Genomic DNA, 25,373 nt, shown 5'->3' with positions numbered 1-25,373 from the left:
GAGGAGCAGGATCGGGGAACGGGTCACTTCGTCACTTCCTTGTCGCGAGAGAAGGATCAGGATAGGTGTCCATGGAGGACGTACTGCGTCCGCTCGTCGTCATAGGCGGCTCGCTCGCCATCACCCTGTTCATCGGCTGGGCGGTCGACCGGCTGCTGCGGCGCACCGACGCCCGCCACGCGGAGACGCCATTGTGGGGCCTGCTACGGCGCTGCCGGCTTCCGCTCCAGGTGACGGTGTGCTCGGCGCTGCTGCGCGGCTCGTACGACAAGACGCACGCGCGGGTGGTCCGGGAGCACACGTCGGGCATCGCGCAGCTGCTCGCGCTGGTGCTGATCGCTGCCGCAGCGTGGCTCGCGGTGCGGGTCTCGGCGGCGGTGGTGGAGTCCTCGTACCGCCGCTATGCCGCCAGCGCGCACGACCCGGCGCGGGTGCGCCGGGTGCGCACCCAGGTGACGCTCATCCAGCGGGTGGTGACCGCGATCGTCGGGGTGGTCGCGGCGTCGGCGATGCTGCTGACCTTCCCCGCGATGCGCACGGTGGGCACCTCCATGCTGGCCTCCGCCGGGATCCTGGGCATCGTCGCCGGCGTCGCCGCGCAGTCGACGCTGGGCAACCTCTTCGCCGGGCTGCAGATCGCCTTCGGCGACATGGTGCGGATAGGCGACACGGTGGTCGTGGACGGCGAGTGGGGCACGGTCGAGGAGATCACGCTGACCTTTCTGTCGGTGCGGACCTGGGACGAGCGCCGGATCACCATGCCGGTGTCGTACTTCACGGCCAAGCCGTTCGAGAACTGGTCGCGCGGCGGCACGCAGAAGACCGGCACGGTCTTCTTCCACCTCGACCACTCGGCGCCGGTCGCGGCGATGCGGGTGCGGCTGGGCGAGATCGTGCGGAAGTCCCCGGCGTGGGACGGCCGGGACTGGAGCCTCGCGGTCACCGACACCACGCCGTCCACGATCGTGGTGCGGGCGCTGGTCACGGCGCGGGACGCGGACAACGTGTGGGATGTGCGCTGTGAGGTGCGGGAGCAGATGATCGCGTGGCTGCGGGAGCACCATCCGTACGCGCTGCCGCGCATCACCACGGCGACCATCCAGCCGCCGCGGACCGCGGCCGACTCCGAGGACCGCCTCACCCGCTTCGACGGCGACCTCCGCAAGGACGGCACCGGCCCGCGCCGGAGCTAGGTCCTGTCCGGGGCTACAGCGCCCTGCGCATGGCGCGGTGCGGGATCCCGCTGCCCTCGTCGAACTCGGGGCCGTACGCCGCGTAGCCGAGGCGCTCGTAGAAGCCGAGGGCGTGGGTCTGGGACTCCAGGTAGACCTCGGCGAGACCGCGCCGCAGCGCCTCCGCCTCGACGGCGCGGACGAGCTCCGCGCCGAGCCCGGTGCCGCGGGCGGCCGGCAGGACCGCGAGCCGGCCGAGGACCGCGGTCGTGGCGCCGTCCACGCCCGCGTGGCCGTACTTCTTGTCCGCGGCCGCGCCATGGAGGAAGCGGACGGTGCCCGCCGGGCCCTCGGGGCCGGTGGCGAGGAGGTGGACGGCGTGTGCGTCGTACTCGTCCATCTCCTCCGACTCGGGAATCCGCTGCTCGACGACGAAGACCTCGCGGCGGACCCCGCGGCAGGCCTCGAGGGCGTCGGCGCCCACGGCCTCGATCCGGTACGTCACGCGCTGTCCGCCCGCACGGTGTCCAGCGCCTTCTGCAGGTCGTCCGGGTAGGGGCTCTCGAACTCCGCCCAGCCGCCGCCCCCCGGGTGCTCGAAGCCCAGGCGCACGGCGTGCAGCCACTGCCGGGTCAGCCGCAGCCGCTTGGCGAGCGTGGGGTCGGCGCCGTACGTCAGGTCGCCGACGCACGGGTGGCGGTGGGCCGCCATGTGGACGCGGATCTGGTGGGTGCGGCCCGTCTCCAGCTTGATGTCGAGGAGGCTGGCGGCGCGGAACGCCTCGATGAGGTCGTAGTGGGTGACGCTGGGCTTGCCCTCGGCGGTCACGGCCCACTTGTAGTCGTGCTGCGGATGGCGGCCGATCGGCGCGTCGATGGTGCCGCTGAGCGGGTCGGGGTGGCCCTGGACGAGGGCCTGGTAGCGCTTGTCGACCGTGCGCTCGCGGAACTGCTGCTTGAGCAGGGTGTAGGCGAGCTCGGACTTGGCGACGACCATGAGCCCGGAGGTGCCGACGTCCAGCCGGTGGACGATCCCCTGCCGCTCGGCGGCCCCGGAGGTCGAGACACGGAAGCCCGCGGCGGCCAGGCCGCCGATGACGGTGGGCCCGGTCCAGCCGGGGCTGGGGTGGGCGGCGACCCCGACCGGCTTGTCGACCACCACGACGTGTTCGTCGTCGTGCACGATCTCCATGCCCTCGACGGGCTCGGCGACGACCCGTACGGGCGGCGCGGCCTGGGGCATCTCCACCTCGAGCCAGGCGCCGCCGGAGACTCGGTCGGACTTGCCCGCGACGCTGCCGTCGACCTGCACCTTTCCCGCGGCGGCCAGCTCCGCCGCCTTGGTCCGAGAAAAGCCGAACATGCGTGCGATCGCGGCGTCGACGCGCTCGCCTTCGAGGCCGTCGGGTACGGGGAGCGTGCGGATCTCGGGAATCGTACTCACCCGTCGAGTATGCCGGACCGCACACCCCGGTTCGTACGTCAGTCCTCAGCCCCCTGCTCCTGCGGTCAGTCCTTGTGGACGGTGCCGTCCGGGTCCAGGCCGCGGAAGGAGAGGATGACGATCAGGAAGCCACCGCAGACGATCGCCGAGTCGGCGAGGTTGAAGACCGCGAAGTGGGCGGGTGCGATGAAGTCGACCACCGCGCCCTGTAGCCCGCCGGGCGCGCGGAAGACGCGGTCGGTGAGGTTGCCGAAGGCGCCGCCCAGCAGCAGCCCGAGCGCGATGGCCCAGGGCAGGCTGTAGAGCTTGCGGGCCAGCCGGGCGATCACCACGATGACGCCCGTCGCTATCACCGTGAAGACGATCGTCATGGCCTCGCCGAAGCCGAAGGCCGCGCCCCGGTTGCGGATCACCTCGAACTGGAGCCAGGTGCCGATCACCTCGATCGGGTCATGGTGCTCCAGCTTGGCGACCACGAGCAGCTTGCTGCTCAGGTCGACGAGGTAGGCGAACGTGGCGACCGCGAGCAGCACCCCGATGCGCCGCCGCCCGCGCCCGGCCTCCGCGCCGCCGGCACCCGCGACGGCGCCTTCCTCGGCCTTCCCCGCTTCTGGCGTACCGATGGCCTGCTCCGCCTCTGTCACGTGAGTCCCTCAAACATCGTCCGGGCCAGTCTCCCCCTGGCTGAGGACGAGGGTACGGCACTCCCGACGGGCGGTCAGCGCCGCTCCTGCCGCTGTTTGCACTCCACGCAGAGCGTGGCCCTGGGGAACGCCTGCATCCGGGCCTTGCCGATGGGGTTGCCGCAGTTCTCGCACAGCCCGTACGTCCCGGCGTCCAGCCGCTCCAGGGCGCGCTCGGTCTGGAGCAGCATCTCGCGGGCGTTGCCGGCCAGGGCCAGCTCGTGCTCGCGCGTGATGTTCTTGGTGCCGGTGTCGGCCTGGTCGTCGCCGGCGCCGTCCCCGGAGTCCCGCATCAGCCCGCTGATCGCCTCCTCGGAGGCGAGGATCTCGGCGCGCAGCCGATCGGCCTCGGTCATCAGCTCGGTGCGCGCCGCGGCCACCTCCTCCGGCGACCAGGGTTCCTCACCCGGGCGTACGGCCAGCTCGCCGGGGACCACGGGGCCGATGCGGGTGCGGGCCTTGGGGACGGCGCCGGGCGCCTCGGGGGCCTGCTTCGCGGTCGGCGCCCCGCTCGGAGTCTTCTTCGCAACCACTTTCCTGGCTCCCGTCTTCTTCGCGGGCACCGCCTGCTCGGCCGGTGCGGCCTTCTTGGTGGTCTTCTTGGCCGTGGCCTTCGTGGCCTCGGCCTTTTTGGCCGTGACCTTCTTGGCCGCGGCCTTCTTGCCCACCTCGCTCTTCGCGGCCTTCCCGGCCGCCATGGCGGGTGCTGCCGCCTTCTTCCCGGAAGCGCTCTTCCTGACGGTCGTGGCCTTCGTCGCCTTCGCCGTGCTCTTCTTCACGGCGGTCTTCCTCGCCACCATGGCCGCGGCCCCTTCACATATTGTGATCTTGCACGCGAATCGTTCCGGAACGATAAATCGACTCCAGGCACTCGGCAACGGGGCACGCCGCCCGATTCGCCCGGCTTGCCCGCGGGACAACCCGGTCTCATCGGTTGTGCCCCACCGCCCGCCCGGTAATCCGGCCATGAATCAGTACCGCGTGGTGACGTCCCGGCCAGGCGGACTCCGGCACCGTGCGTATCGCCATTCGGGTCACCGCCCCGGTGGCCCGTACCTCACTCGGCGCAGCCCGGAAACCGGTCGGCCAGGTGGCGCCCGGACCCGTACACTGGGCGAAGCGAAAGGCGTGGAAGGGGACGAGTAGCGTCGTACGCAGCCATGAGCGACCCGGGGACGGTGCGAGCCCGGGGGCGAGCGCGATGTGAAGGATCACCCCGGAGCTGCCGGAAGAACCCCCGCTCAGGGCCAGTAAAACCGGCGTCGCGACCCCAATGAGGGGGCCAGGAGCTTTAAGCCGCTCCCGGCCAAGGAGGGTGGTACCGCGGGAGCGCGAGCTCTCGTCCCTCCGACGGAACGCAACCAGCACGTGTCCGCCGGAGGAAGCATCCGATGACGCAGTACCGCCAGGTGCCCGCCCAGGTCGACCTGCCCGCCCTCGAGCACGCCGTGCTCGACTTCTGGCGGGAGAACAAGATCTTCGCCCGGAGCCTCGAGCAGTCCGCGGGGCGGCCCGAGTGGGTCTTCTACGAGGGCCCGCCGACCGCCAACGGCATGCCGGGCGCCCATCACATCGAAGCCCGCGTCTTCAAGGACGTCTTCCCGCGCTTCCGCACCATGCGCGGCTACCACGTCGAGCGCAAAGCGGGCTGGGACTGCCACGGCCTGCCGGTCGAGCTGGCCGTCGAGAAGGAGCTCGGCTTCAGCGGCAAGCAGGACATCGAGGCGTACGGCATCGCCGAGTTCAACGCCAGGTGCCGCGAGTCGGTCAGCCGGCACATCGACGCCTTCGCCGAGCTCACCACGCGCATGGGGTTCTGGACCGACCTCGACGGCGCGTACTGGACCATGAACCCCGAGTACGTCGAGTCGGTGTGGTGGTCGCTCAAGGAGATCTTCAACAAGGGGCTGCTGGTCCAGGACCACCGGGTCGCCCCCTGGTGTCCGCGCTGCGGCACCGGTCTGTCCGACCACGAGCTGGCGCAGGGCTACGAGACGGTCGTCGACCCGTCGGTCTTCGTCCGCTTCCCGCTCACCTCGGGCCCGCTGGCGGGCGAGGCGGCGCTGCTGGTGTGGACGACCACGCCGTGGACCCTGGTGTCCAACATGGCCGTCGCCGCGCACCCCGACGTCCGCTATGTGGTCGCCACCGACGGCCAGGAGAAGCTGGTCGTCGCCGAGCCGCTGCTGGAGAAGGCGCTCGGGGAGGGCTGGACCGCGACCGGGCAGGCGTTCACCGGGGCCGAGATGGAGCGCTGGACCTACCAGCGCCCGTTCGCCCTCGTGGATGTCGACGGCGACGCGCACTTCGTGGTCAACGCCGAGTATGTGACGACCGAGGACGGCACCGGCCTGGTCCACCAGGCCCCTGCGTTCGGCGAGGACGACCTGCGGACCTGCCGTGCGTACGGCCTGCCGTACATCAACCCGGTCCGCACGGACGGCACCTTCGAGGAGGGCCTGGAGCTGGTCGGTGGCCAGTTCTTCAAGAAGGCCGACGAGGCGCTGACGGCCGATCTGGACGCCCGCGGCCTGCTGTTCCGGCATGTGCCGTACGAGCACAGCTACCCGCACTGCTGGCGCTGCCACACCGCGCTGCTCTACTACGCGCAGCCGTCCTGGTACGTCCGCACCACCGCGGTCAAGGACGCGCTGCTGCGCGAGAACGAGCGGACGAACTGGTTCCCCGAGTCGGTCAAGCACGGCCGCTACGGCGACTGGCTGAACAACAACATCGACTGGGCTCTGTCCCGCAACCGCTACTGGGGCACCCCGCTGCCCATCTGGCGCTGCGCCGACAACCACCTCACCTGCGTCGGCTCCCTCGCCGAGCTCTCCGAGCTCACCGGCGCCGACCAGACGGGCCTGGACCCGCACCGGCCGTTCATCGACGACGTGACCTTCACCTGCACCGCCGAGGGCTGCGAGCTGGAGGCCGTACGGGTCCCCGAGGTCATCGACGCCTGGTACGACTCGGGCTCGATGCCCTTCGCCCAGTGGGGTTACCCGTACCGCAACAAGGAGGTCTTCGAGAAGCGGTACCCGGCGCAGTTCATCTCCGAGGCCATCGACCAGACCCGTGGCTGGTTCTACACCCTGATGGCGATCGGCACGCTCGTCTTCGACAGGTCGAGCTACGAGAACGTGGTCTGCCTCGGACACATCCTGGCCGAGGACGGCCGGAAGATGTCCAAGCACCTGGGCAACATCCTGGAGCCGATCCCGCTCATGGAGCAGCACGGCGCGGACGCCGTCCGCTGGTTCATGGCCGCCGGCGGCTCGCCCTGGGCGGCGCGCCGGGTGGGCCACGGCACCATCCAGGAGGTCGTCCGCAAGACGCTGCTCACCTACTGGAACACGGTCGCCTTCCAGGCCCTGTACGCGCGCACCTCGGGCTGGGCCCCGAGCGAGGCCGACCCGGCCCCGGCCGACCGGCCGCTGCTCGACCGCTGGCTGCTGGGCGAGCTGGGCACGCTGACCGAGCAGGTGACGCAGGCCCTGGAGGCGTACGACACCCAGCGCGCCGGCAAGCTGCTGTCGGGCTTCGTCGACGACCTGTCCAACTGGTACGTCCGCCGCTCCCGCCGCCGTTTCTGGCAGGGCGACGCGGCCGCGCTGCGCACGCTGCACGAGGTGATCGAGACGGTCACCCGGCTGCTGGCCCCGCTCGTCCCCTTCATCACCGAGCGGGTCTGGCAGGACCTGATCGTCCCGGTCACCCCGGACGCCCCGGAGTCCGTGCACCTGACCAGGTGGCCCGAGGCCGACAAGGACCTGATCGACCCGGCCCTCTCGACGCGGATGACGCTGGTGCGCCGCCTGGTGGAGCTGGGCCGCGCGACCCGCGCCGAGTCCGGGGTCAAGACCCGTCAGCCGCTGTCGCGCGCGCTGGTCGCGGCGGCCGGCTTCGAGTCGCTGTCCGCGGAGCTGCGCACGCAGATCGAGGAGGAGCTGAACGTCTCGTCCCTCGCCTCGCTCAGCGAGGTCGGCGGCTCGCTCGTCGACACCACGGCGAAGGCCAACTTCCGCGCGCTGGGCAAGCGCTTCGGCAAGGGCACCCAGCCGGTCGCCAAGGCGATCGCCGAGGCGGACGCGGCCGCGCTGTCGGTGGCGCTGCGCGAGGGGACGGCGACGGTGGTGGTGGACGGCGAGACGGTCGCGCTGTCCGCGGACGAGGTGATCATCACCGAGACCCCGCGCGAGGGGTGGTCGGTCGCCTCCGACGCGGGCGCGACGGTGGCCCTCGACCTGGAGATCACCCCGGAACTGCGGCGCGCGGGGCTCGCCCGTGACGCGATCCGGCTGATCCAGGAGGCCCGCAAGAACAGCGGCCTCGACGTGGCCGACCGGATCGCGCTGCGCTGGCGCGCGGCGGACGAGGAGGTCCGTACGGCGCTGACCGACCACGCGGCGCTGATCGCGGACGAGGTCCTCGCGACGGACTTCGCGTCCGGCGACGGTGACTCCGCCTACGGCGAGGAGTTCTCCGACGAGGCCCTGGGCCTCGCCTTCCGCCTCCGCAAGGCGTAACCCCTTTTTGCGCCTAAACCGGCGCCGCTCTCGCGGACCTGGTTGCTCGCCGTATGGGTTGCGCAATTGATGGTTGCGTCTTCGGCGCGGACATCGTGGTGGGGGGCCGGGACTTCGGCCCCCCACCATGCGGCGGAGCCGCGTGAATACGGTTACGCAACCCAGTCCGCGAGAGCGGCGCCGGTTTAGGCGCACGAAACGGGCCGGGCCCGGGAGCATCGCTCCCGGGCCCGGCCCGTCTGATTACCGACCTTTACGCGCTGCGCGCTACGCCGCGCGCCGCCGCGTCAGTTGTCGTCCTCGTCGATGAGGAACCCGCGCATGGGGCTCGGCGCCTGCTGCATCGGCTGCGGGGCCTGCGGGCGGACCGGGGCCATCGGCTGGGTCATCGCGGGGGACATCTGCTGCTGGCCACCGTAGGACGGCGCGCCGCCCTGGGTGTGGCCGCCCATGGGCTGGTTGCCGCCCATGGTGTGGCCGCCCATCGTGCCCGCGCCGGCCGAGGCCATGGAGCCGGTCATGGACGGGGACGGCGGCAGCGAGGCGGTCGCCGGGGTGCGCGGCGGGGCCAGGGAGTCGTCGGCCTGGTTCTCCAGCTGGCGCAGCTGGCTCTCCAGGTACGACTTCAGCCGCGTGCGGTACTCGCGCTCGAAGCCGCGCAGGTCCTCGACCTTGCGCTCCAGCGTGGCGCGGGCCGACTCCAGCGAGCCCATCGCGACGCGGTGCTTCTCCTGCGCGTCCCGCTCCAGCGCGTCGGCCTTGGCGCGGGCGTCCCGCTCCAGGCCCTCGGCGCGGCTGCGGGCCTCACCGACGATCTTGTTGGCCTCGGAACGGGCCTCGGCGATCGCCTGGTCGGCGGTCTGCTGCGCGAGCGAGAGCACGCGCGCGGCACTGTCGCCGCCCGGGCCCTGGCCCGGCTGCGGCAGCTGCGGGCCACCGGGGCCGCCCATCGGACCGCCCATGGGGCCACCGGGACCCATCGGACCGTTCTGGCCCATCGGGCCACCCTGACCCATGGGGCCACCCTGGCCCATCGGGCCACCCTGGCCCATCGGACCGCCCTGACCCATCGGGCCACCCTGGCCCATCGGTCCGGGGCCGCCCTGGCCCATCTGACCCGGTCCACCCTGACCCATCGGGCCTGCCGGCAGCTGCGGGGCACCGCCCGGAAGTTGGGGCGGGCCACCCATCTGCTGCTGGCCGGGCGGCACGGGCTGCGGTCCGGATATGGCGGCGGGCACAGGGGCGCCGGGTCGCTCCTGCTGTTCCGGCGGTTTACGCATGTTCTGCTGCTGACTCTGAGCGGCAGCCCTGGTCGCGGCTGCCAGCTTGGCGCGCAGATCCTCGTTCTCCCGCAACAGCCGAGTCAGTTCGGCTTCGACCTCGTCGAGGAAGGCATCGACCTCGTCCTCGTCATAGCCTTCTCGGAGGCGGACGGTCGTGAACTGCTTGTTCCGCACGTCCTCGGGGGTCAACGGCATCTCTAACTCACCTCAACGTAGTCGTCGGCAATCGGCAAGACCGTATCGTTCACACGCTGCTCGCAAAGTTGCGGACGACGGTGATCAGGATCCAGACGATGATCATCAGAACGAAGAAGGACAGGTCGAGCGCCACACCCCCGAGACGCAACGGCGGGATGAACCGCCGCAGAAGCTTCAGCGGCGGATCGGTGACAGTGTAGGCGGCCTCCAGGATGACCACCATCGCCTTGCCGGGTTGCCACGAGCGGGCGAACTGGAAGACGTAGTCCATCACCAGCCGGAAGATCAGCACGATCAGGAAGCAATACAGCGCGATGTAGATCACCTGCAGTGCGATGCCCATCCCGCGCGTCCCTCTCCCCATGCATGCTCGGCCGTACGGCCTGTTGATGACTCGGTGTTGCCGTGTTGCGTCTCAGCTTTGGTTGAAGAACCCGCCCTCTGCGATACGGGCCTTGTCCTCCGCCGTGACATCGACGTTAGCAGGAGACAACAGAAACACCTTCTGAGTCACCCGCTCAATGCTCCCATGGAGGCCGAAGACGAGTCCGGCCGCAAAGTCGACAAGTCGCTTTGCGTCCGTGTCGTCCATCTCCGTCAGATTCATGATCACCGGAGTACCCTCACGGAAGTGTTCCCCGATAGTACGGGCCTCGTTGTAGGTCCTGGGGTGCAGCGTCGTGATGCGGTACGGCTCTCGCTCGGACACGACCTTGGGCATGATCACCGGCGCGTTCTTCTCCAAGTTCTGACGTTCAGGTGTGATGGATGCCACGGGGGCGATTCGCGCGGGTCGCCCGGTTTCCGCTACGAGCGGGGCGGGTTCACGCTGTGCCGGGGGATGGACGACTCGTACAGATTCGCCCCTCTCCGGCCGCGGCTCGGTTTCCGCCACCTGATGCCTGCGACGATCCCGATCGGGCTCCGGCTCGGGCTCGAACTCGTCGTCGGGGTCGAATCCCCGGCCGTCGTACCCATCGTCCTCCACGAGGCCGAGGTAGACCGCCATCTTGCGCATCGCGCCGGCCATTCTCTGCGTCCTCCGCTCTGTGGTGGATCGGCTCCGCCACCGGATGCCTTGGATCCACGCGGCCTGCCCGCCTTTTGGCGGGAATGACCATATTTTCTGCTGTGGTCCGACTTCTTCGCGACGTTACCGGAGCCTGGGTCGGACTCCGAGTACCGCCGTGCCGACGCGCACATGTGTCGCTCCGGCCGCCACCGCGTCCTCGAGATCCGAGCTCATCCCCGCCGAGACCATGTTCGCAGCAGGATGGGCCGCGCGCAGGCGGGATGAGATTTCCATCAGCCGGCCGAAGGCGGCCCGCGGCCGCCCCGCGTACGGCCCGGCCAGCGGGGCCACCGTCATCAGCCCGTCCAGCCGCAGCCCTTGAGCCTCGACCACCGCGTCAGCGAGCGCCTCCACCCCGTCCGGCGCGACACCTCCCCGCTCTCCCTGTTGACCCGACTCCGCATCGAGGGCCACCTGGAGCAGACAGCCGAGTTCACGGCCGGCCGCCACCGCCGCGCGCGACAGCGCGTCAACCAGCCGCTTACGGTCGATGGATTGCACCATATCGGCATAACTAGCCACCGATCGCACCTTATTGGTCTGCAATTGCCCAACAAAGTGCCAAATCAGCGGAATATCGGCACATTCGGCCGCTTTGGGGGCGGCGTCCTGGTCGCGGTTCTCCGCCACATGATGAACGCCGAGTTCCGCGAGGAGCCGGACATCGCTCGCCGGGTAGGTCTTGGTCACCACAATCAACGTGACTTCTTCACGTTTGCGGTCGGCAGCCGCACAAGCCGCGGAGATACGTTCCTCCACGCGGGCCAGATTTTCGGCCAGTTCCGTTCTGCGATCCGTCACAGCTCAGCCGCCCAACCAGACATAGCTCGCGAGCCGCCCGGTGGTGCGCTCGCGTCGGTACGAGAAGTGGTCCGCTGATTCCAGCGTGCAGACATGGGGCTGTTCGTCCGTCTCCACACCCGCGTGCGCGAGCTGGGAGCGCACCCCGGCGGTCACATCCACCGCCGGAGTGCCCCAGCTGGTCTCGGCCCACGCCGCGGGCACGGTCTCGGCGACCTCGGCGCGCATCGCCTCGGGTACTTCGTAGCAGCGCCCGCAGACCGAGGGGCCCGTACGGGCGAGAATCCGGGCGGGGTCCGCGCCCAGTTCGGTCATCGCCCGCACCACCGCGGGCACGACCCCGGCGACCAGGCCCGGCCGGCCGGCGTGCGCGGCCCCGGCGACCCCGGCCACCGGATCGGCCAGCAGCACCGGGGTGCAGTCGGCGGTGAGGACGGCGAGGGCGAGCCCTCGACGGGCCGTCACCACCGCGTCGACCGCCGGGACCTCGCGGTCCCCCCACGGCCCGTCGACCACGGCCACGTCCCGGCCGTGCACCTGGTTCATCCAGACGACCTCGGCCGGGTCCAGGCCCAGCGCCTTGGCGGCCAGTTCGCGGTTGGTCCGTACGGCCGCGGCGTCGTCGCCGACCGCGCCGCCGAGGTTGAGCTCGTCATACGGAGCGGCGCTCACTCCGCCCCACCGGTCGGTGAAGGCGAAGTGCGCGCCGCTCGCGTCGTGCTGTTGCGCTATCACTTCTGGATCGCTTCAGGATCGCCGTGGAGCCATGTCGGCACGGCTCACTTGAGGAAGTCCGGCACGTCCAGCTCCTCGGCCTGGCTCTCCGGGTACGGACGGGCCGGCGGGACCTGGGGGGCGGGCATCGGGGCGGGCGGCGGGACCTCGGCGACGGGGGTCGGCGCGGGCGCGGGCTCCTCCTCGCGCGGGGTGACGCTGCCGAGCCCGCCGAAGGACGGCCGGCTACCGGTGTCGGAGGACGAACGGCCGGTGCCGGCGCCGACCGAGCCGAGGCCCTCGTCGCGGCCGCCGCCGTAGGAGCCGAGCACCTTGTCACGGTTCTTGGCCGGCGGCTGGCCGCCGTCGAAGCCGGCCGCGATGACGGTGACCCGGACCTCGTCGCCGAGCGCGTCGTCGATCACCGCGCCGAAGATGATGTTGGCCTCGGGGTGCGCGGCCTCGCTCACCAGCTGGGCGGCCTCGTTGATCTCGAACAGGCCGAGGTCGGAACCGCCGGAGATGGAGAGCAGCACGCCGCGCGCACCGTCGATGGAGGCCTCCAGCAGCGGCGAGGAGATCGCCATCTCGGCGGCGGCCACCGCGCGGTCGTCGCCGCGGGCCGAGCCGATGCCCATGAGCGCCGAGCCCGCCTCGGACATCACCGACTTGACGTCCGCGAAGTCGAGGTTGATCAGACCCGGGGTGGTGATCAGGTCGGTGATGCCCTGAACGCCCGACAGCAGTACCTGGTCCGCGGACTTGAACGCGTCGAGCACGCTCACCTGACGGTCCGAAATGGACAGCAGCCGGTCGTTCGGAATCACGATGAGGGTGTCGACCTCGTCGCGCAGCCCCGCGATGCCGTCCTCGGCCTGATTGGCGCGGCGGCGGCCCTCGAAGGTGAACGGACGGGTGACCACGCCGATCGTCAGTGCGCCCAGCGAGCGGGCGATGTTGGCGACGACGGGCGCGCCGCCGGTGCCGGTGCCGCCGCCCTCGCCCGCGGTGACGAAGACCATGTCGGCCCCCTTGAGGACCTCCTCGATCTCCTCTCGGTGGTCCTCGGCGGCCTTCCGGCCGACGTCGGGATTGGCGCCGGCGCCGAGGCCGCGGGTGAGCTCGCGACCGACGTCGAGTTTGACGTCCGCGTCACTCATCAGCAGGGCCTGCGCATCGGTGTTGATCGCGATGAACTCGACGCCCTTGAGCCCGACCTCGATCATCCGGTTGATGGCATTCACGCCACCGCCGCCGATGCCGACGACTTTGATGACTGCGAGGTAGTTCTGCGGTGCTGCCACGTCGAAGGCCTCTCGCCTCGAGTTACGTGTCGTCACCCCGCTGTTGCCGCGGTGCGCCGACTGATGCCGAATGGGACGGTTCTGATCGCCGACCCCAACCCTAACGCTGAAGTTTAGGGTTACCAGTGCCTCTGTTTCCTGGAGTCTTCGGAACAGGACACTAAGTCGACAAGTGGCGCGCGTTCAACGAACACGCCGAACCTCCCGTTTTTCTTTTCACCCTATGTGATCACCCAGCGGGCTAGCCAACCAGGGTCCTGGCCTGCCGCTATGCACGTCAACTATGCGACACGGCGGGGGCGGTCGGCGCACTGACGTCGTAGCGCTCCGCGTCCGGCACGGCCTTCATGAGCGCGGTGAGAGTCTTCGCCTTCGCCGCCCCGCGCTCGGAGCTGCCCCACACGACCGTGCGGCCGCGGGTCAGCCCGAGCGTGATCGAGTCAAAGGAACGAACGCGTACCGAGAGAGTGTCCACCCGGACCTTTTCCGGCAGTTGGGCGATCACGCCGATCGCTTCGCGACGCAGCCTGACCGCGCCGAAATGGCGGGAACTCGGCGACCGGTCCGCCTCCACTTCCAGCAGCGGAACGCCCTTCGGCGCCTGTGGAACGGTCGCGAACAGCACTCCTTCCTCATCCACTTCGAGAAACTTGCCGTTCTTCTGGACGATCGCCTCGGGCCTGCGCTCGGTCACCCGTACGGCGATGGTGTCCGGCCAGGACCGCGAGACATCCACCTCCGCTATCCGCGACAGCCGCGCCCGCAGCCTGTGCTCGACGGAGTCGGTGTCCACCGCCGCCAGCGGCTCGTCCAGCGGGATGGCGGCGGCCTCGCGCACCTCGTCGGGGGTCAGGGCGGCCGTGCCGCTGACGGCCACATGCTCGACCCGCAGCCAGCTCGACCCGTACAGCAGCCAGGTGACGCCGGAGCCGAGGAGCGCCGCCGCCACCCCCGTCACCAGCACCGTGCGGCGGCGCGGGAGCCGGAGGCGGCGGCGCGCCTTGAGGGCGGGCGGGGGCGGGCCGGGCGGCGGTGTCCTTCGGGCGCCGCCCTTGGCGGTCGTCGCTCCGGCCACGCTTCCCCACCTTCTTTCTTCCGGTCCGGAGGGTCCCGGAGGTCACCCTCCGGACCGGCCCGGCCTCACCTCTGGCGGCGTGCCGCGATTGCCTCGTACACCATGCCGACCAGCAGCTCGTCGGCGTCCCGGCGGCCGAACTCGGCGGCGCGCCGGGACATCTCGTACAGCCGGTGCGGGTCACCGAGCACCGGGAGCACATGGGACTGCACCCACTCGGGGGTCAGCTCCGCGTCGTCGACCAGCAGCCCGCCGCCGGCCTTGACCAGTGGCTGGGCGTTGAGCCGCTGCTCGCCGTTGCCGATGGGCAGTGGGACGTAGGCGGCCGGCAGCCCGACGGCGGACAGCTCGGCGACGGTCATCGCGCCCGCGCGGCAGAGCATCATGTCCGCCGCGGCGTACGCGAGGTCCATCCGATCCACGTACGGTACCGGTACATAGGGCGGCATACCGGGCATGTTGTCCACGCGCGGCAGTTCGTTTTTCGGCCCGACCGCGTGCAGGATCTGGATTCCGGCCCGCTGCAGGAACGGGGCGACCGCCTGGACCACCTCGTTCAGCCGGCGCGCGCCCTGCGAGCCGCCGGAGACCAGCAGCGTCGGCAGGTTCTGGTCGAGGCCGAAGGCGGCGCGCGCCTCGGGGCGGACCGCCGCCCGGTCGAGGGTGGCGATGGTGCGGCGCAGCGGGATGCCCACGTAGCGGGCGCCGCGCAGCTTGCTGTCCGGGGTGGAGACCGCGACGAACTTGGCGTAGCGGGAGCCGATCTTGTTGGCGAGGCCCGGCCGGGCGTTGGCCTCGTGGACGATGATGGGCACCCCGAGCCGCTTCGCGGCCAGATAGCCGGGCAGCGCCACATAGCCGCCGAAGCCGACCACGCAGTCGGCCTTGGTGCGCTCCAGGATCTGCTCGGCAGCCTTGATCGTGCCGCGCAGCCGCCCGGGGACAGTGATCAGCTCAGGGGTTGGCTTGCGCGGCAGCGGTACGGCGGGGATCAGCCCGAGTTCATAACCCCGCTCGGGCACAAGCCGGGTCTCGAGTCCCCGCTCCGTGCCGAGCGCCGTGATCCCCACGGTCGGATCCTGCCTGCGCAGGGCGTCCGCGAGGGCGAGCGCGGGCTCGATGTGGCCGGCGGTCCCCCCACCGGCGAGTACGACATGCACCGAAATTCACCGCTCTCCGGACGGTCGCTTCTTGACGCGCCGTCTCATCGTCTTCCGTCTCACCCGAGCCAGCTTCTTCCGCAAAGCAGGCTGCCGCGTGGCCAGCGCCGCCTGCGCGCTCGGCTCAGCCCGCGCGAAGGCGATCAACAGGCCGATCGCGAACATGGTCGGCAGCAGGGCGGATCCTCCGTAGGAGAACAGCGGGAGCGGGACCCCGGCGATCGGCAGCAGACCGAGCACCGCACCGATATTGACCACGGCCTGGGCCGTGATCCAGGTGGTCACGCCTCCCGCGGCATACCTCACGAAGTGGTCCTCCGTGCGTCCGGCCACGCGGATACCCGCATAGCCTAGAGCCGCGAAGAGGACGAGCACCGACAGCGTCCCCGCGAGGCCGAGTTCCTCCCCGGTAATGGCGAAGATGAAGTCGGTGTGCGGCTCGGGTAGTTCGCCCCATTTTTCCATACTTGCACCCAGTCCGGAACCGAACCAGCCGCCGTTGGCGAGGGCGTAGATCCCGTGCACCGCCTGCCAGCACTGATCATTGGGGCCGGGCTCGGTGGCCCCGATGCAGGCGAGCCGGGACATCCGGTTGGCGCTGGTCTTGATCAGCAGCACGCCGATCGCCACGGCGAAGGCGAGCACGCCGGCGAACAGCCGGGTGGGGGCCCCGGCCAGCCACAGCAGGCCGAAGAGGATGGCGGTGAGGATGATCGCGGTGCCCATGTCCCCGCCCAGCATGATCAGGCCGAGCAGCAGGGCCGCCGCGGGCACCAGCGGGACCAGCAGGTGCTTCCACTGGGTCAGCAGCCGCTTGTCCTGCTTGCGGGCCAGCAGATCGGCCCCCCACAGCACCAGCGCGAGCTTGCCGAATTCGGAGGGTTGCAGCAGGAACGGGCCGCCGAAGGAGATCCAGTTCTGGTTGCCGTTGACCGCCACTCCTATCCCCGGCACCTGGACCAGGCACATCAGGAAGACCGACCCCGCGAGGAGCGGATAGGCGAAGGCGCGGTGCAGCTTGATGGGCATGCGCACGGCGAGCAGCAGCAGCGCTCCGCCCAGCACGGCGGCGAGCAGCTGCTTGCGGAAGAAGTAGGAGGGGGCCAGGCCCGACTGCAGCGCCTTGATCTGGGAGGCGGAGTAGACCATCACCAGGCCGAGCACGACGATCAGCAGGCTGCCGCCCATGATCAGGTAGTACGCGGTCAGCGGCCGGTCCCACGCCTTTCTCACCCGCGTCTGGGCGCCGCGCAGCGCCTCCAGCAGGCTCCCGCGGGTGGGGCGGCGCGGCGGGCGGGGGGCTCCCGGGCCGCGCTCGGGGCGGGCGAAGCGCAGGGCCCGCTCGCGCGCGGCAGCCCGCTCCCGCGAGGCGGCCTGGGCTCGCGGGGTCGCCTGAGCCCTGGGGGCCGCCTGGGCCCGTGGCGCGCCGCGGCCGGCGCCCGGGCGGCCGGGCCTCCAGGGTCGCGGCGCGGCCGGCTGGTCAGCCGTCATGTCGTATCCCCTCCAAGGTCCCCGCGCGAGCGGTCCGCGCGGGGGATCGGCGGGTTACTGATCGTCCGGGACCCGGCCGGAGGCCAGGTCGTGAACCGCCGCGGCGAAGGCGTCGCCCCGCTTGTTGTAATTGACGAACATGTCCATCGAGGCGCAGGCCGGGGCCAACAGGACCGTATCGCCCGGCCGGGCGAGCCGGGCCGCTTCCCGGACAGCCGCCGCCATCGCCCCAGTGTCGGTCCGGTCGAGGTCCACAACCGGGACATCTGCCGCGTGTCGCGTGAGCGCTTCGCGGATCAGGGCGCGGTCCGCGCCGATCAGCACGACCCCGCGCAGCCGCTTCGCCGAGGCGACGACCAGTTCGTCGAAGGTGGCGCCCTTGGCCAGGCCGCCCGCGATCCACACGATGTGCTCGAAGCTGTCCAACGACGCCTGGGCCGCGTGGGTGTTGGTGGCCTTGGAGTCGTCCACGTACGCCACCCCGGCCACGTCCGCGACATGCTCGACGCGGTGCGGGTCGGGCCGGAAGGCGCGCAGCCCGTCCCGTACGGCGCTGGGCGGGACGCCGAAGGCGCGGGCCAGGGCGGCCGCCGCAAGGGCGTTGGCGATGTTGTGCGGGGCCGGCGGATTCACATCGGAGACCTCGGCGAGCTCCTGGGCCTGCTTCTGCCGGTCCGCCACGAAGGCCCGGTCGACCAGGATGTTCTCGACGACGCCGAACTGGGACGGGCCGGGGGTGCCGAGGGTGAAGCCGATCGCGCGGCAGCCCTCCTCGACCTCGGCCGCGCGCACCAGGTCCTCGGTGGCCGGGTCGGCGACGTTGTAGACGCAGGCGACCTGGTTGCCCTCGTAGATACGGCCCTTGTCGGCCGCGTACGCCGCCATCGAGCCGTGCCAGTCGAGGTGGTCGGGCGCGAGGTTGAGCACGGCGCCGGAGTGGGCGCGCAGCGACGGCGCCCAGTGCAGCTGGTAGCTGGAGAGCTCGACGGCCAGCACGTCGTACGGCTCCTCGCCGAGCACCACGTCCAGCAGCGAGACGCCGATGTTGCCGACGGCGGCGGTGCGCAGCCCGGCCGCCTCCAGGATGGCGGCCAGCATGCGCACGGTGGTGGTCTTGCCGTTGGTGCCGGTGACCGCGAGCCACGGCGGCGCGTCAGCGCCGCGCAGCCGCCAGGCCAGCTCCACATCCCCCCACACCGGCACGCCGGCCTCGGCGGCCGCCAGGAACAGCGGGCTGCTCGGCTTCCAGCCGGGCGTGGTGACGATCAGCTCGGTGCCCGGGGGGAGAGTGTCTCCGTCGCCGAGCCGGACCGTGACGCCCAGCGTCTCCAGCTCGGCCGCCTCGGCGCGCTGCCGCTCGCCGTCGTTGCCGTTGACGACGGTCACCGTGGCCCCGAGGCCCCGCAGCGCACGCGCCGCGGGGACCCCGGAGACGCCGAGTCCGGCGACGGTGACATGCCGCCCGGCGAGGTCGGAGACGTCCAGTGTCACTGCGCTCGCCATCCCCCGTAGAAGAGGCCGAGTCCGACGATCACGCACATGCCCTGGATGATCCAGAACCGGACCACCACAAGGACTTCGCTCCACCCCTTGAGTTCGAAGTGGTGCTGTAGCGGCGCCATCCGAAAGACGCGCCGCCCGGTGAGCCGGAAGGAGCCGACCTGGATGACCACGGACATGGTGATCAGGACGAACAGACCGCCGAGGATGGCCATCAGCAGCTCGGTGCGGGAGCAGATGGCCAGGCCGGCGAGCGCGCCGCCGAGCGCGAGGGAGCCGGTGTCACCCATGAAGATCTTCGCGGGCGAGGTGTTCCACCACAGGAAGCCGAAGCAGGCGCCCATCAGCGCGGAGGCGACGACCGCGAGATCGAGCGGATCCCGGACCTCGAAACACGACGAGGGGTTGGTCAGGGTCTGCGCGTTGGCGCAGGACTCCTGGTACTGCCAGACGCCGATGAAGGTGTAGGCGCCGAAGACCATCACGGACGCGCCGGTGGCCAGGCCGTCGAGGCCGTCGGTGAGGTTCACGCCGTTCGACATCGCCAGGATCATGAACAGCGCCCAGATCGCGAAGATCACCGGGCCGAAGGACCAGCCGAAGTCCTGGACGAAGGACAGCCGGTCGGAGGCGGGGGTCTGCTGCCGGGAGTCGGCGAAGTTCAGCGAGAGGATCGCGAAGGCGACGCCGACGATCAGCTGGCCGAGCATCTTGGCCTTGGCGCGCAGACCCAGGCTCCGCTGCTTGACGATCTTGATGTAGTCGTCCAGGAAGCCGACCAGGCCCATGCCGGCGAACAGGAAGAGCACCAGCACGCCGGAGAAGGTGGGCTCGCTGCCGGTGATCACCTTCGTCAGTGCGTAGGCGATCAGCGTGGCCAGGATGAAGGAGATGCCGCCCATGGTGGGCGTGCCCTTCTTGCTGCCGTGGCTGCGCGGGCCGTCGTCCCGGATGAACTGGCCGTAGCCCTTGCGCGCCAGCAGCTTGATCAGCAGCGGGGTGCCGATCAGGGTCAGAAAGAGCCCGATGGCTCCCGAGAAGAGGATCTGCCTCATGCCACCCATCAGCGGACGACCTCACCCTCGCCCTCGAGCAACGCCTGCGCGACCCGCTCCAGCCCCACCGACCTGGATGCCTTCACCAGCACGACGTCCCCCGGTCGCAGCTCGCTGCGCAACAGATCGACCGCCGCCCGCACGTCGGACACGTGCACCGACTCCTCACCCCACGAACCCTCGTTCTTGGCGCCCATGTCGAGCCATGCGGCCTCCTGGCCGCCGACCGCCACGAGCTTGCTGACGTTGAGCCTGACGGCCAGCCGCCCGACCGCGTCGTGCTCGGCCAGTGACTCCTCGCCGAGCTCGGCCATCGGACCCAGCACCGCCCACGTGCGCCCCCCTCCCGCCTCGCCGGCCTTGCCCATCGCGGCCAGCGCGCGCAGCGCGGCTCGCATGGACTCGGGGTTCGCGTTGTAGGCGTCGTTGACGACCGTCACGCCGTCCGCGCGCTCGGTGACCTCCATCCGCCAGCGGGAGAGCTGGCCCGCCTCGGAGAGCGCCACGGCGATCTCGTCGACGGACATGCCCAACTCGTGGGCGACGGCGGCCGCGGCAAGCGCGTTCGACACGTGGTGCTCACCGTACAGGCGCATGGTCACTTCACTGCACCCGGTAGGGGTGTGAAGGGTGAAGGACGGCCGACCGCCGTCGGCGAGCCGGACATTCTCGGCACGTACGTCGGCGTCGGCGGCCTCGCCGAACAGCACCGTACGGGCCTTGGTGCGCGTCGCCATGGCGCGTACGAGGGGGTCGTCGGCGTTGAGCACCGCGACCCCGCCCTCCGCGGCGGCGGGCAGGGCCTCGACGAGCTCGCCCTTGGCCTCGGCGATCGCCTCGCGGCCGCCGAACTCGCCGATGTGGGCGGTGCCGACGTTGAGGACCAGGCCGACGCGGGGCGGGGTGAGGTCCGTCAGGTACTTGATGTGGCCCTTGCCCCGGGCGCCCATCTCCAGCACCAGATGGCGGGTCGTCTCGTCGGCGCTCATCGCGGTGAGTGGCAGGCCGATCTCGTTGTTGAGCGAGCCCGGCGTCCACACGGTGGGGCCGTGCCGCCGCAGCAGCTGCGCGATCAGGTCCTTGGTGCTGGTCTTGCCCGCCGAGCCGGTGAGCGCGACCACGGTGGCGTCCAGGCGCTGCACGACGGCGCGGGCCAGCGCCCCCAGGGCGGCCTGGACATCGGGCACGACGATGGCCGGTACGGGCGCGTCCGCGGCAACGGCAGGGGGCACGGGCCGGGCGGCCAGCACCGCCACCGCGCCGTCCTCGACCGCGCCGCGCGCGAAGTCGTGCCCGTCCACGCGCTCGCCGGGGAGCGCCGCGAAGAGGCCGCCCGGGCGCACCTCACGGGAGTCGATCACGACGGGGCCGGTGACCCTGCGGTCCGTGTCCGGTATGTCGTGCGGCTGTCCGTCGACGATGCCGATGATCTCGGCGAGGGACAGAGCGATCACTGATCACCTCCGGCCGTGCGGGGAAGCTGCCGGGAGGGGGCTGGTGCGCGCATGGCGGTCTGTCATCCCTGGTTGTCTTGGCGTTTGATGGCGAGCTCGATGGCTTCGCGCAGTACCTGGCGGTCGTCGAAGGGTCGTACCACCCCGGCGATGTCCTGGCCCAGCTCATGGCCCTTGCCCGCGACCAGCACGGTGTCGCCGGGCTCGGCGCGGGCGACGGCGGCGGCGATGGCGTGCGCCCGGTCGGCGTCGACCAGCACATCGCCGCGTTCGTGGGCGGGCACCTCGGCGGCGCCCGCGAGCATGGTGGCCAGAATCGCCAGCGGGTCCTCGGAGCGGGGGTTGTCCGAGGTCAGCACGGCGGTGTCGGCGTAGCGTGCGACAGCGGCACCCATAGGGCCGCGTTTTTGCTGATCGCGGTCGCCGCCACAGCCGAGGACGGCGTGCAGCCTGCCCTCGGTGACCTTGCGCAGGGCGCGCAGCACCGACTCGACGGCGTCCGTCTTGTGGGCGTAGTCCACGACCGCGAGATACGGCTGTCCGGCGTCGACGCGCTCAAGCCGGCCGGGCACCCCGGGGACGGCCGCGACGCCGTCGGCGGCGGTCTGCGGGTCGATCCCGGCGACGGCGAGCGCCACGACGGCGGCGAGCGCGTTGGCGACGTTGAAGGCGCCCGCGAGCGGCGCGGCGGCGGTCACGGACTCGCCGTTCGGGCCGAGGACGGTGAACTGGGAGCCGAGCGGGCCCACCGTCACGTCGGCCGCGCGCCAGTGGGCGTCGGGGTGGCCCTCGGCGGAGAAGGTGGTGACCGGGACCTCGGAGAGGTCCACCAGGCGCTTGCCGTACTCGTCGTCCAGGTTGATCACCGCGGCGCGGCTGCGCGCCTTGGTGAACAGCTGGGCCTTGGCCTGGAAGTAGTCCTCCATGCCGGAGTGGAACTCCATGTGCTCCGGGCTGAGGTTGTTGAAGACGGCGACGTCGAAGACGCAGCCGTCGACCCGGCCGAGCACCAGGGCGTGGCTGGAGACCTCCATGGCCAGCGAGCGGACCCCGCGCTCGCGCATCACCGCGAAGAGGGCCTGCAGGTCGGTGGCCTCGGGGGTGGTGCGCTCGGATTTGATCCGCTCGTCGCCGATCCGCGACTCGACGGTGCCGATCAGGCCGGTGAGCGAGCCGTCGCCCTTGGCCGCGGCCGCCTTCAGCCCGCCCTCGACGAGGTACGCGGTCGTGGTCTTGCCCGAGGTGCCGGTGATGCCGATCTGCAGCAGGTCCCGGCCCGGCTCGCCGTAGATCGTGACGGCCAGGGCGCCCATCCGGCCGCGCGGGTTCTCGACGGCCAGGACCGGCAGCCCGGTGGCCGCCGCGCGGTCGGCGCCGCCCGGGTCGGTGAGCACGGCCACGGCGCCGAGGTCGGCGGCCTGGGCGGCGAAGTCCGCGCCGTGGAGGCGGGCGCCGGGCAGGGCCGCGTAGACATCGCCGGGGCGCACGGCCCTCGAGTCGTGGGTGATGCCCGTGACGGTGGCCTCCTCCGGGGCCTGCGGGGCATCGAGCCCCAGCTGATCGGCCAGCTCCCTGAGCGGGATGGGGCGGACCTGGCGGGGTCGCGGCGCCGCTCCCGGGTAGGCCGAGGGAACACCCTTCTGGAAGGGCCGAGAGGTTTCAGACTGATCAGCGTGGGGCACGGCGTGAGCGTACCCGCCGGACCCGCTCCCCCGCGAAATCAGGGGGGTGGTGTGCGCGGAAGCGGAGTGATCGGGGTCACGGCTTGACAGTCACCCGCTGGGGTCGTAGCTGACCGGCAGCCGCGTCGCCCGCTTTCCGGACGGGGCCACCTGGAGCGTCTTCAGCGAGAACTCCATGACCCGCTTGAAGACCGGCCCGCACACCTGGCCGCCGAAGTAGCTGCCCTTGGTCGGGTTCTGGACGGCGCAGTACACGGTCACCCGCGGCTGGTCGGCGGGCGCGAAGCCCGCGAAGGACGCGGTGTAGCCGTGGTAGCGGCCGGTCTTGGGGTCCACCCGGTTGGACGTGCCGGTCTTGCCCGCGACGCGGTAGCCGGGGATCTTCGCCTTCGTTCCGGTGCCCTGCTGGTTGTCGACGACGGACTCGAGCATCGAGGCGAGCGTCTTCGCGGTCTTCTCGCTGACCACCCGGGTCCGCTTGGGGGTCGGCGCGGCCGTGAAACGGTCTCCGGAGCCCTGGGTGCCGCGTACCAGGGAGGGCTGGATGCGTTCGCCGCCGTTGGCGATGGTGGAGTAGACGGAGGCCGCCTGCACGGCGTTGAGCGACAGCCCCTGGCCGAAGGGGATCGTGTACTGCTGTGAGGCGCTCCAGTCCTCCGGCTTGGCCAGGATGCCCCGGGTCTCGCCGGGGAAGCCGAGCCCGGTGTAGCCGCCGATCCCGAACTTCCGCAGATAGGAATAGAGAATCCGGTCGGCTTGCTTCTGGTTCTTCCCCAGCTGCTCGGTGGCGAGGATCGTGCCGATGTTGCTGGACTTGGCGAGCACCCCGTTGAGGGTGAGGTACCAGGTGGGGTGGTCGATGTCGTCCGCGAAGGCGCGGTCCGCGCGCGGCAGCCGGTTGGGGACCACCACATGGGTGTCCCAGGTGGCGGCGCCCTCCTCCAGGACGGCGGCCATCGACATCAGCTTGCTGACGCTGCCCGGCTCGTACGCGTCCGAAAGCGCGGCGTTGCCCAGCGCGTCCGCGTTCGCGTCCGAGATGTCGTTCGGGTCGAACCCCGGGGCGTTGGCCAGGGCCAGGATCTCGCCGGTGCGGGTGTCCTGGACGACCACATAGCCGCGGTCCGCCCTGGACTTCTTCACCTGCTCGCTGATGGCGCTCTGCGCGGCCCACTGGATGTCGCGGTCGATCGTCAGCTCGACGTGGCTGCCGGGCACCGCGGGCTGCTCCTTGACGTCTCCGGTGGGCACCTGACGGCCGCCGGACTGGGCGTAGACCCGCTTTCCGTCCTTGCCCGCGAGCTGCTTGTTCAGCTCCCGCTCGACCCCCGCGGCGCCGTGCCCCTCCGCGTCCACGAAGCCGAGCACCCCGGCGGCGAGGTCCCCGTTCGGGTAGACGCGCTTGCTGTGCGCCTCGCGGTTGACCCCGGCCAGGACGTTCACGCCCTTGCCCTTGGCCGCCGCGTCGTCCAGCGCGTTCTTGAGGTCCTTGATCTGCTTCCACACCTGCGGGGACTGCTGGCGGGCCAGCACCACGTACTTCGACTTCGGATTGGCGGTGAGCTTCCGCTCCAGGTCCGCCTGCTCCGCGCCGAGGATCGGCGCGAGCAGCGCGGCGGCCTGGCGCGGCGCGTCGTCGACCTTGGCCGTCTCGGGGGCGAGGAGGTCGGGGGCGGCGGTGATGTCGTACGCGTCCACGGTGGTGGCCAGGTCGACGCCGTGGCGGTCGGTGATCGAGCCGCGCTCGGCGGCCAGCGTGACCGGGATGTAGCGGTTCACATTGGCCTTCGACGCGTACGCGCCTGCGTCGACGGCCTGCACCTGCAACAGCCGTACGACGAAGGCCAGCATGATCAGGGTGAGGCCGAGGCTGATCAGCCGCAGCCGGGGGCGCGGGCTGCCCAGCCGCAGCGGCGGTGCGGCGTTCCCCGGCCGGGCGGGCTGCGCCGGGCGGGCTGCCCCGCCGGACCGCCGCGGGGCGGGGCGCCCGTCGCCCGGGCGGCGTGGCGCGCCCTGGCGCGGGCGGCCGTCGCCCCGCGGCGGTCCGGCGGGGCCCGGCAGGCGGCGGGGGTCGCGCGGGGCCGTCATGCTGCCGTCCCCGGACCGGGCTGGGCGCAGGCAGAGGGTCGCGTCACCGTGTCACCTACCGGGGGGCGGGGGTGGAGTTCGCGGACGGAGCGGCACCGGGCGCGGTGGTTGTCGCGGAGCCCTGAGGGGAGGGCGCCGCCGACGGTGCCGGGGAAGCCTGGGAGGCATCGGCCGCCCCGCCTGGCGCCGGCGACGACGCCGACGACGCGGCCGTCGGCCCGGGCGCCGAGGCCTGGGCCGAGGGCGACGCGGCGGGCAGCGACGGCAGCGGCGGCGCGGGGGCGCGGTACACCGAGGGCCCGCCCGACGCGGGGGCGGGCGCGCCGCTGACGCTGCCGTCCGGGTTCAGAAAGGCCGGGCTGCCGCCCGGCACCATCCCGAGCTCCCGGGCCCGCCGCTCCAGCGCGTCCGGCGCGGAGAGCCGGTCCACTTCCTGCTGGAGCGCCTGCCGCTCGTCGGAGAGCTCGGTGCTCTGCTTCTCCAGCCTGCTGAGCTCGAAGGACCCTTGGTTGAGGGAGGAGTTGAGCAGCAGCAGCGCGATCAGCCCGGAGCCCAGCAACACGACGACCAGCAACACAAACGGCGTCCGCCGCGCCACCCGCGACCCCCCTGCCATCACCACGTCCCCCCGTCCCCATCCAGCCTCACGCCACCGCCAAGCCCCCG

Annotated in this window: 21 protein-coding genes; 2 read left to right on the top strand and 19 right to left on the bottom strand. The window is 71.4% G+C overall.

Annotation, left to right across the window (positions count from 1 at the left end; translation table 11 throughout):
* Positions 1 to 71 precede the first annotated feature (71 nt).
* The gene (locus tag ACWY4P_RS39530) at positions 72 to 1,193 is read left to right on the top strand and encodes a mechanosensitive ion channel family protein (RefSeq protein ID WP_456205430.1); all 1,122 of its coding nucleotides are present in this window, start codon (positions 72 to 74) and stop codon (positions 1,191 to 1,193) included.
* Positions 1,194 to 1,206: 13 nt separating this feature from the next.
* Here the strand turns inward: ACWY4P_RS39530 and ACWY4P_RS39525 are convergent, their stop codons facing one another.
* The 4 genes from ACWY4P_RS39525 to ACWY4P_RS39510 all read right to left on the bottom strand — a co-directional run bounded on the left by ACWY4P_RS39525 (position 1,207) and on the right by ACWY4P_RS39510 (position 4,098).
* The gene (locus tag ACWY4P_RS39525; protein ID WP_456205428.1) at positions 1,207 to 1,677 is read right to left on the bottom strand and encodes a GNAT family N-acetyltransferase; all 471 of its coding nucleotides are present in this window, start codon (positions 1,675 to 1,677) and stop codon (positions 1,207 to 1,209) included.
* Positions 1,674 to 2,615 carry an RluA family pseudouridine synthase gene (locus tag ACWY4P_RS39520; RefSeq protein WP_456205426.1) on the bottom strand — a complete coding sequence of 314 codons (942 nt, stop codon included), beginning with the start codon at positions 2,613 to 2,615 and terminating at the stop codon, positions 1,674 to 1,676. Before ACWY4P_RS39520 ends, ACWY4P_RS39525 begins: the two co-directional genes overlap by 4 nt.
* A 65-nt stretch (positions 2,616 to 2,680) precedes the next feature.
* Positions 2,681 to 3,259 carry a signal peptidase II gene (gene lspA, locus ACWY4P_RS39515; RefSeq protein ID WP_456205425.1) on the bottom strand — a complete coding sequence of 193 codons (579 nt, stop codon included), beginning with the start codon at positions 3,257 to 3,259 and terminating at the stop codon, positions 2,681 to 2,683.
* A gap of 74 nt (positions 3,260 to 3,333) precedes the next feature.
* Positions 3,334 to 4,098: a TraR/DksA family transcriptional regulator gene (locus tag ACWY4P_RS39510; protein WP_456205424.1), complete on the bottom strand. Its 765-nt coding sequence runs from the start codon at positions 4,096 to 4,098 to the stop codon at positions 3,334 to 3,336.
* A 591-nt stretch (positions 4,099 to 4,689) separates the two neighbouring features.
* On the opposite strand from ACWY4P_RS39510, the gene ileS reads away from it, so the two are divergent.
* Positions 4,690 to 7,827, top strand: coding sequence for an isoleucine--tRNA ligase (gene ileS, locus ACWY4P_RS39505; protein ID WP_456205423.1), 3,138 nt, complete (start codon positions 4,690 to 4,692; stop codon positions 7,825 to 7,827).
* A gap of 287 nt (positions 7,828 to 8,114) precedes the next feature.
* Here ileS and ACWY4P_RS39500 read toward each other — a convergent pair whose 3' ends face one another.
* The 15 genes from ACWY4P_RS39500 to ACWY4P_RS39430 all read right to left on the bottom strand — a co-directional run bounded on the left by ACWY4P_RS39500 (position 8,115) and on the right by ACWY4P_RS39430 (position 25,323).
* Positions 8,115 to 9,308 carry a DivIVA domain-containing protein gene (locus tag ACWY4P_RS39500; protein ID WP_456205421.1) on the bottom strand — a complete coding sequence of 398 codons (1,194 nt, stop codon included), beginning with the start codon at positions 9,306 to 9,308 and terminating at the stop codon, positions 8,115 to 8,117.
* A 49-nt stretch (positions 9,309 to 9,357) separates the two neighbouring features.
* Complete coding sequence (locus ACWY4P_RS39495; protein ID WP_014180455.1) at positions 9,358 to 9,654, bottom strand: YggT family protein; 297 nt, start codon at positions 9,652 to 9,654, stop codon at positions 9,358 to 9,360.
* Between the two features lie 72 nt (positions 9,655 to 9,726).
* On the bottom strand, positions 9,727 to 10,341 hold the full coding sequence (locus ACWY4P_RS39490; RefSeq protein WP_456205420.1) for a cell division protein SepF: 615 nt from the start codon (positions 10,339 to 10,341) through the stop codon (positions 9,727 to 9,729).
* A gap of 123 nt (positions 10,342 to 10,464) precedes the next feature.
* Positions 10,465 to 11,184, bottom strand: a complete 720-nt coding sequence (locus tag ACWY4P_RS39485) for a YggS family pyridoxal phosphate-dependent enzyme (RefSeq protein ID WP_456205419.1) — start codon at positions 11,182 to 11,184, stop codon at positions 10,465 to 10,467.
* A gap of 3 nt (positions 11,185 to 11,187) precedes the next feature.
* A complete protein-coding gene (pgeF, locus tag ACWY4P_RS39480; RefSeq protein ID WP_456205417.1) occupies positions 11,188 to 11,919 on the bottom strand; it encodes a peptidoglycan editing factor PgeF in 732 nt (243 codons plus the stop codon).
* Positions 11,920 to 11,963: 44 nt separating this feature from the next.
* Entirely contained in the window at positions 11,964 to 13,202 is a 1,239-nt protein-coding gene (ftsZ, locus tag ACWY4P_RS39475) for a cell division protein FtsZ (protein WP_456205416.1), read from the bottom strand.
* Between the two features lie 277 nt (positions 13,203 to 13,479).
* Positions 13,480 to 14,277 (bottom strand): cell division protein FtsQ/DivIB, encoded by a 798-nt coding sequence (locus tag ACWY4P_RS39470; RefSeq protein ID WP_456205415.1) that lies wholly within the window; start codon positions 14,275 to 14,277, stop codon positions 13,480 to 13,482.
* Between the two features lie 65 nt (positions 14,278 to 14,342).
* Positions 14,343 to 15,437, bottom strand: coding sequence for an undecaprenyldiphospho-muramoylpentapeptide beta-N-acetylglucosaminyltransferase (gene murG / locus ACWY4P_RS39465; RefSeq protein WP_456205414.1), 1,095 nt, complete (start codon positions 15,435 to 15,437; stop codon positions 14,343 to 14,345).
* Positions 15,438 to 15,443: 6 nt separating this feature from the next.
* The gene (gene ftsW, locus ACWY4P_RS39460) at positions 15,444 to 16,928 is read right to left on the bottom strand and encodes a putative lipid II flippase FtsW (protein WP_456205412.1); all 1,485 of its coding nucleotides are present in this window, start codon (positions 16,926 to 16,928) and stop codon (positions 15,444 to 15,446) included.
* A gap of 54 nt (positions 16,929 to 16,982) precedes the next feature.
* Positions 16,983 to 18,431: a UDP-N-acetylmuramoyl-L-alanine--D-glutamate ligase gene (gene murD / locus ACWY4P_RS39455; protein ID WP_456205410.1), complete on the bottom strand. Its 1,449-nt coding sequence runs from the start codon at positions 18,429 to 18,431 to the stop codon at positions 16,983 to 16,985.
* The gene (gene mraY / locus ACWY4P_RS39450) at positions 18,416 to 19,483 is read right to left on the bottom strand and encodes a phospho-N-acetylmuramoyl-pentapeptide-transferase (protein WP_089514099.1); all 1,068 of its coding nucleotides are present in this window, start codon (positions 19,481 to 19,483) and stop codon (positions 18,416 to 18,418) included. Before mraY ends, murD begins: the two co-directional genes overlap by 16 nt.
* Positions 19,484 to 19,491: 8 nt before the next feature.
* Positions 19,492 to 20,937, bottom strand: a complete 1,446-nt coding sequence (locus ACWY4P_RS39445; RefSeq protein ID WP_456205409.1) for a UDP-N-acetylmuramoyl-tripeptide--D-alanyl-D-alanine ligase — start codon at positions 20,935 to 20,937, stop codon at positions 19,492 to 19,494.
* Between the two features lie 62 nt (positions 20,938 to 20,999).
* The gene (locus ACWY4P_RS39440) at positions 21,000 to 22,619 is read right to left on the bottom strand and encodes a UDP-N-acetylmuramoyl-L-alanyl-D-glutamate--2,6-diaminopimelate ligase (RefSeq protein ID WP_456205408.1); all 1,620 of its coding nucleotides are present in this window, start codon (positions 22,617 to 22,619) and stop codon (positions 21,000 to 21,002) included.
* A gap of 90 nt (positions 22,620 to 22,709) precedes the next feature.
* Positions 22,710 to 24,707: a penicillin-binding transpeptidase domain-containing protein gene (locus tag ACWY4P_RS39435; RefSeq protein ID WP_456205406.1), complete on the bottom strand. Its 1,998-nt coding sequence runs from the start codon at positions 24,705 to 24,707 to the stop codon at positions 22,710 to 22,712.
* 55 nt (positions 24,708 to 24,762) lie between these two features.
* Positions 24,763 to 25,323 carry an FtsB family cell division protein gene (locus tag ACWY4P_RS39430; RefSeq protein WP_456205405.1) on the bottom strand — a complete coding sequence of 187 codons (561 nt, stop codon included), beginning with the start codon at positions 25,321 to 25,323 and terminating at the stop codon, positions 24,763 to 24,765.
* Positions 25,324 to 25,373: the final 50 nt, after the last annotated feature.

The organism is Streptomyces sp. LZ34 (assembly GCF_053890475.1).
This window is presented reverse-complemented; position numbering and strand designations above follow the sequence as displayed.

Coding starts and splice junctions, on each gene's coding strand:
- ACWY4P_RS39530 (WP_456205430.1), top strand. CDS start 72: ATGGAGGACGTACTGCGTCCGCTCGTCGTCATAGGCGGCTCGCTCGCC.
- ACWY4P_RS39510 (WP_456205424.1), bottom strand. CDS start 4,098: ATGGTGGCGAGGAAGACCGCCGTGAAGAAGAGCACGGCGAAGGCGACG.
- ileS (WP_456205423.1), top strand. CDS start 4,690: ATGACGCAGTACCGCCAGGTGCCCGCCCAGGTCGACCTGCCCGCCCTC.
- ACWY4P_RS39500 (WP_456205421.1), bottom strand. CDS start 9,308: ATGCCGTTGACCCCCGAGGACGTGCGGAACAAGCAGTTCACGACCGTC.
- ACWY4P_RS39495 (WP_014180455.1), bottom strand. CDS start 9,654: ATGGGCATCGCACTGCAGGTGATCTACATCGCGCTGTATTGCTTCCTG.
- ACWY4P_RS39490 (WP_456205420.1), bottom strand. CDS start 10,341: ATGGCCGGCGCGATGCGCAAGATGGCGGTCTACCTCGGCCTCGTGGAG.
- ftsW (WP_456205412.1), bottom strand. CDS start 16,928: ATGACGGCTGACCAGCCGGCCGCGCCGCGACCCTGGAGGCCCGGCCGC.
- murD (WP_456205410.1), bottom strand. CDS start 18,431: ATGGCGAGCGCAGTGACACTGGACGTCTCCGACCTCGCCGGGCGGCAT.
- mraY (WP_089514099.1), bottom strand. CDS start 19,483: ATGAGGCAGATCCTCTTCTCGGGAGCCATCGGGCTCTTTCTGACCCTG.
- ACWY4P_RS39435 (WP_456205406.1), bottom strand. CDS start 24,707: ATGACGGCCCCGCGCGACCCCCGCCGCCTGCCGGGCCCCGCCGGACCG.
- ACWY4P_RS39430 (WP_456205405.1), bottom strand. CDS start 25,323: ATGGCAGGGGGGTCGCGGGTGGCGCGGCGGACGCCGTTTGTGTTGCTG.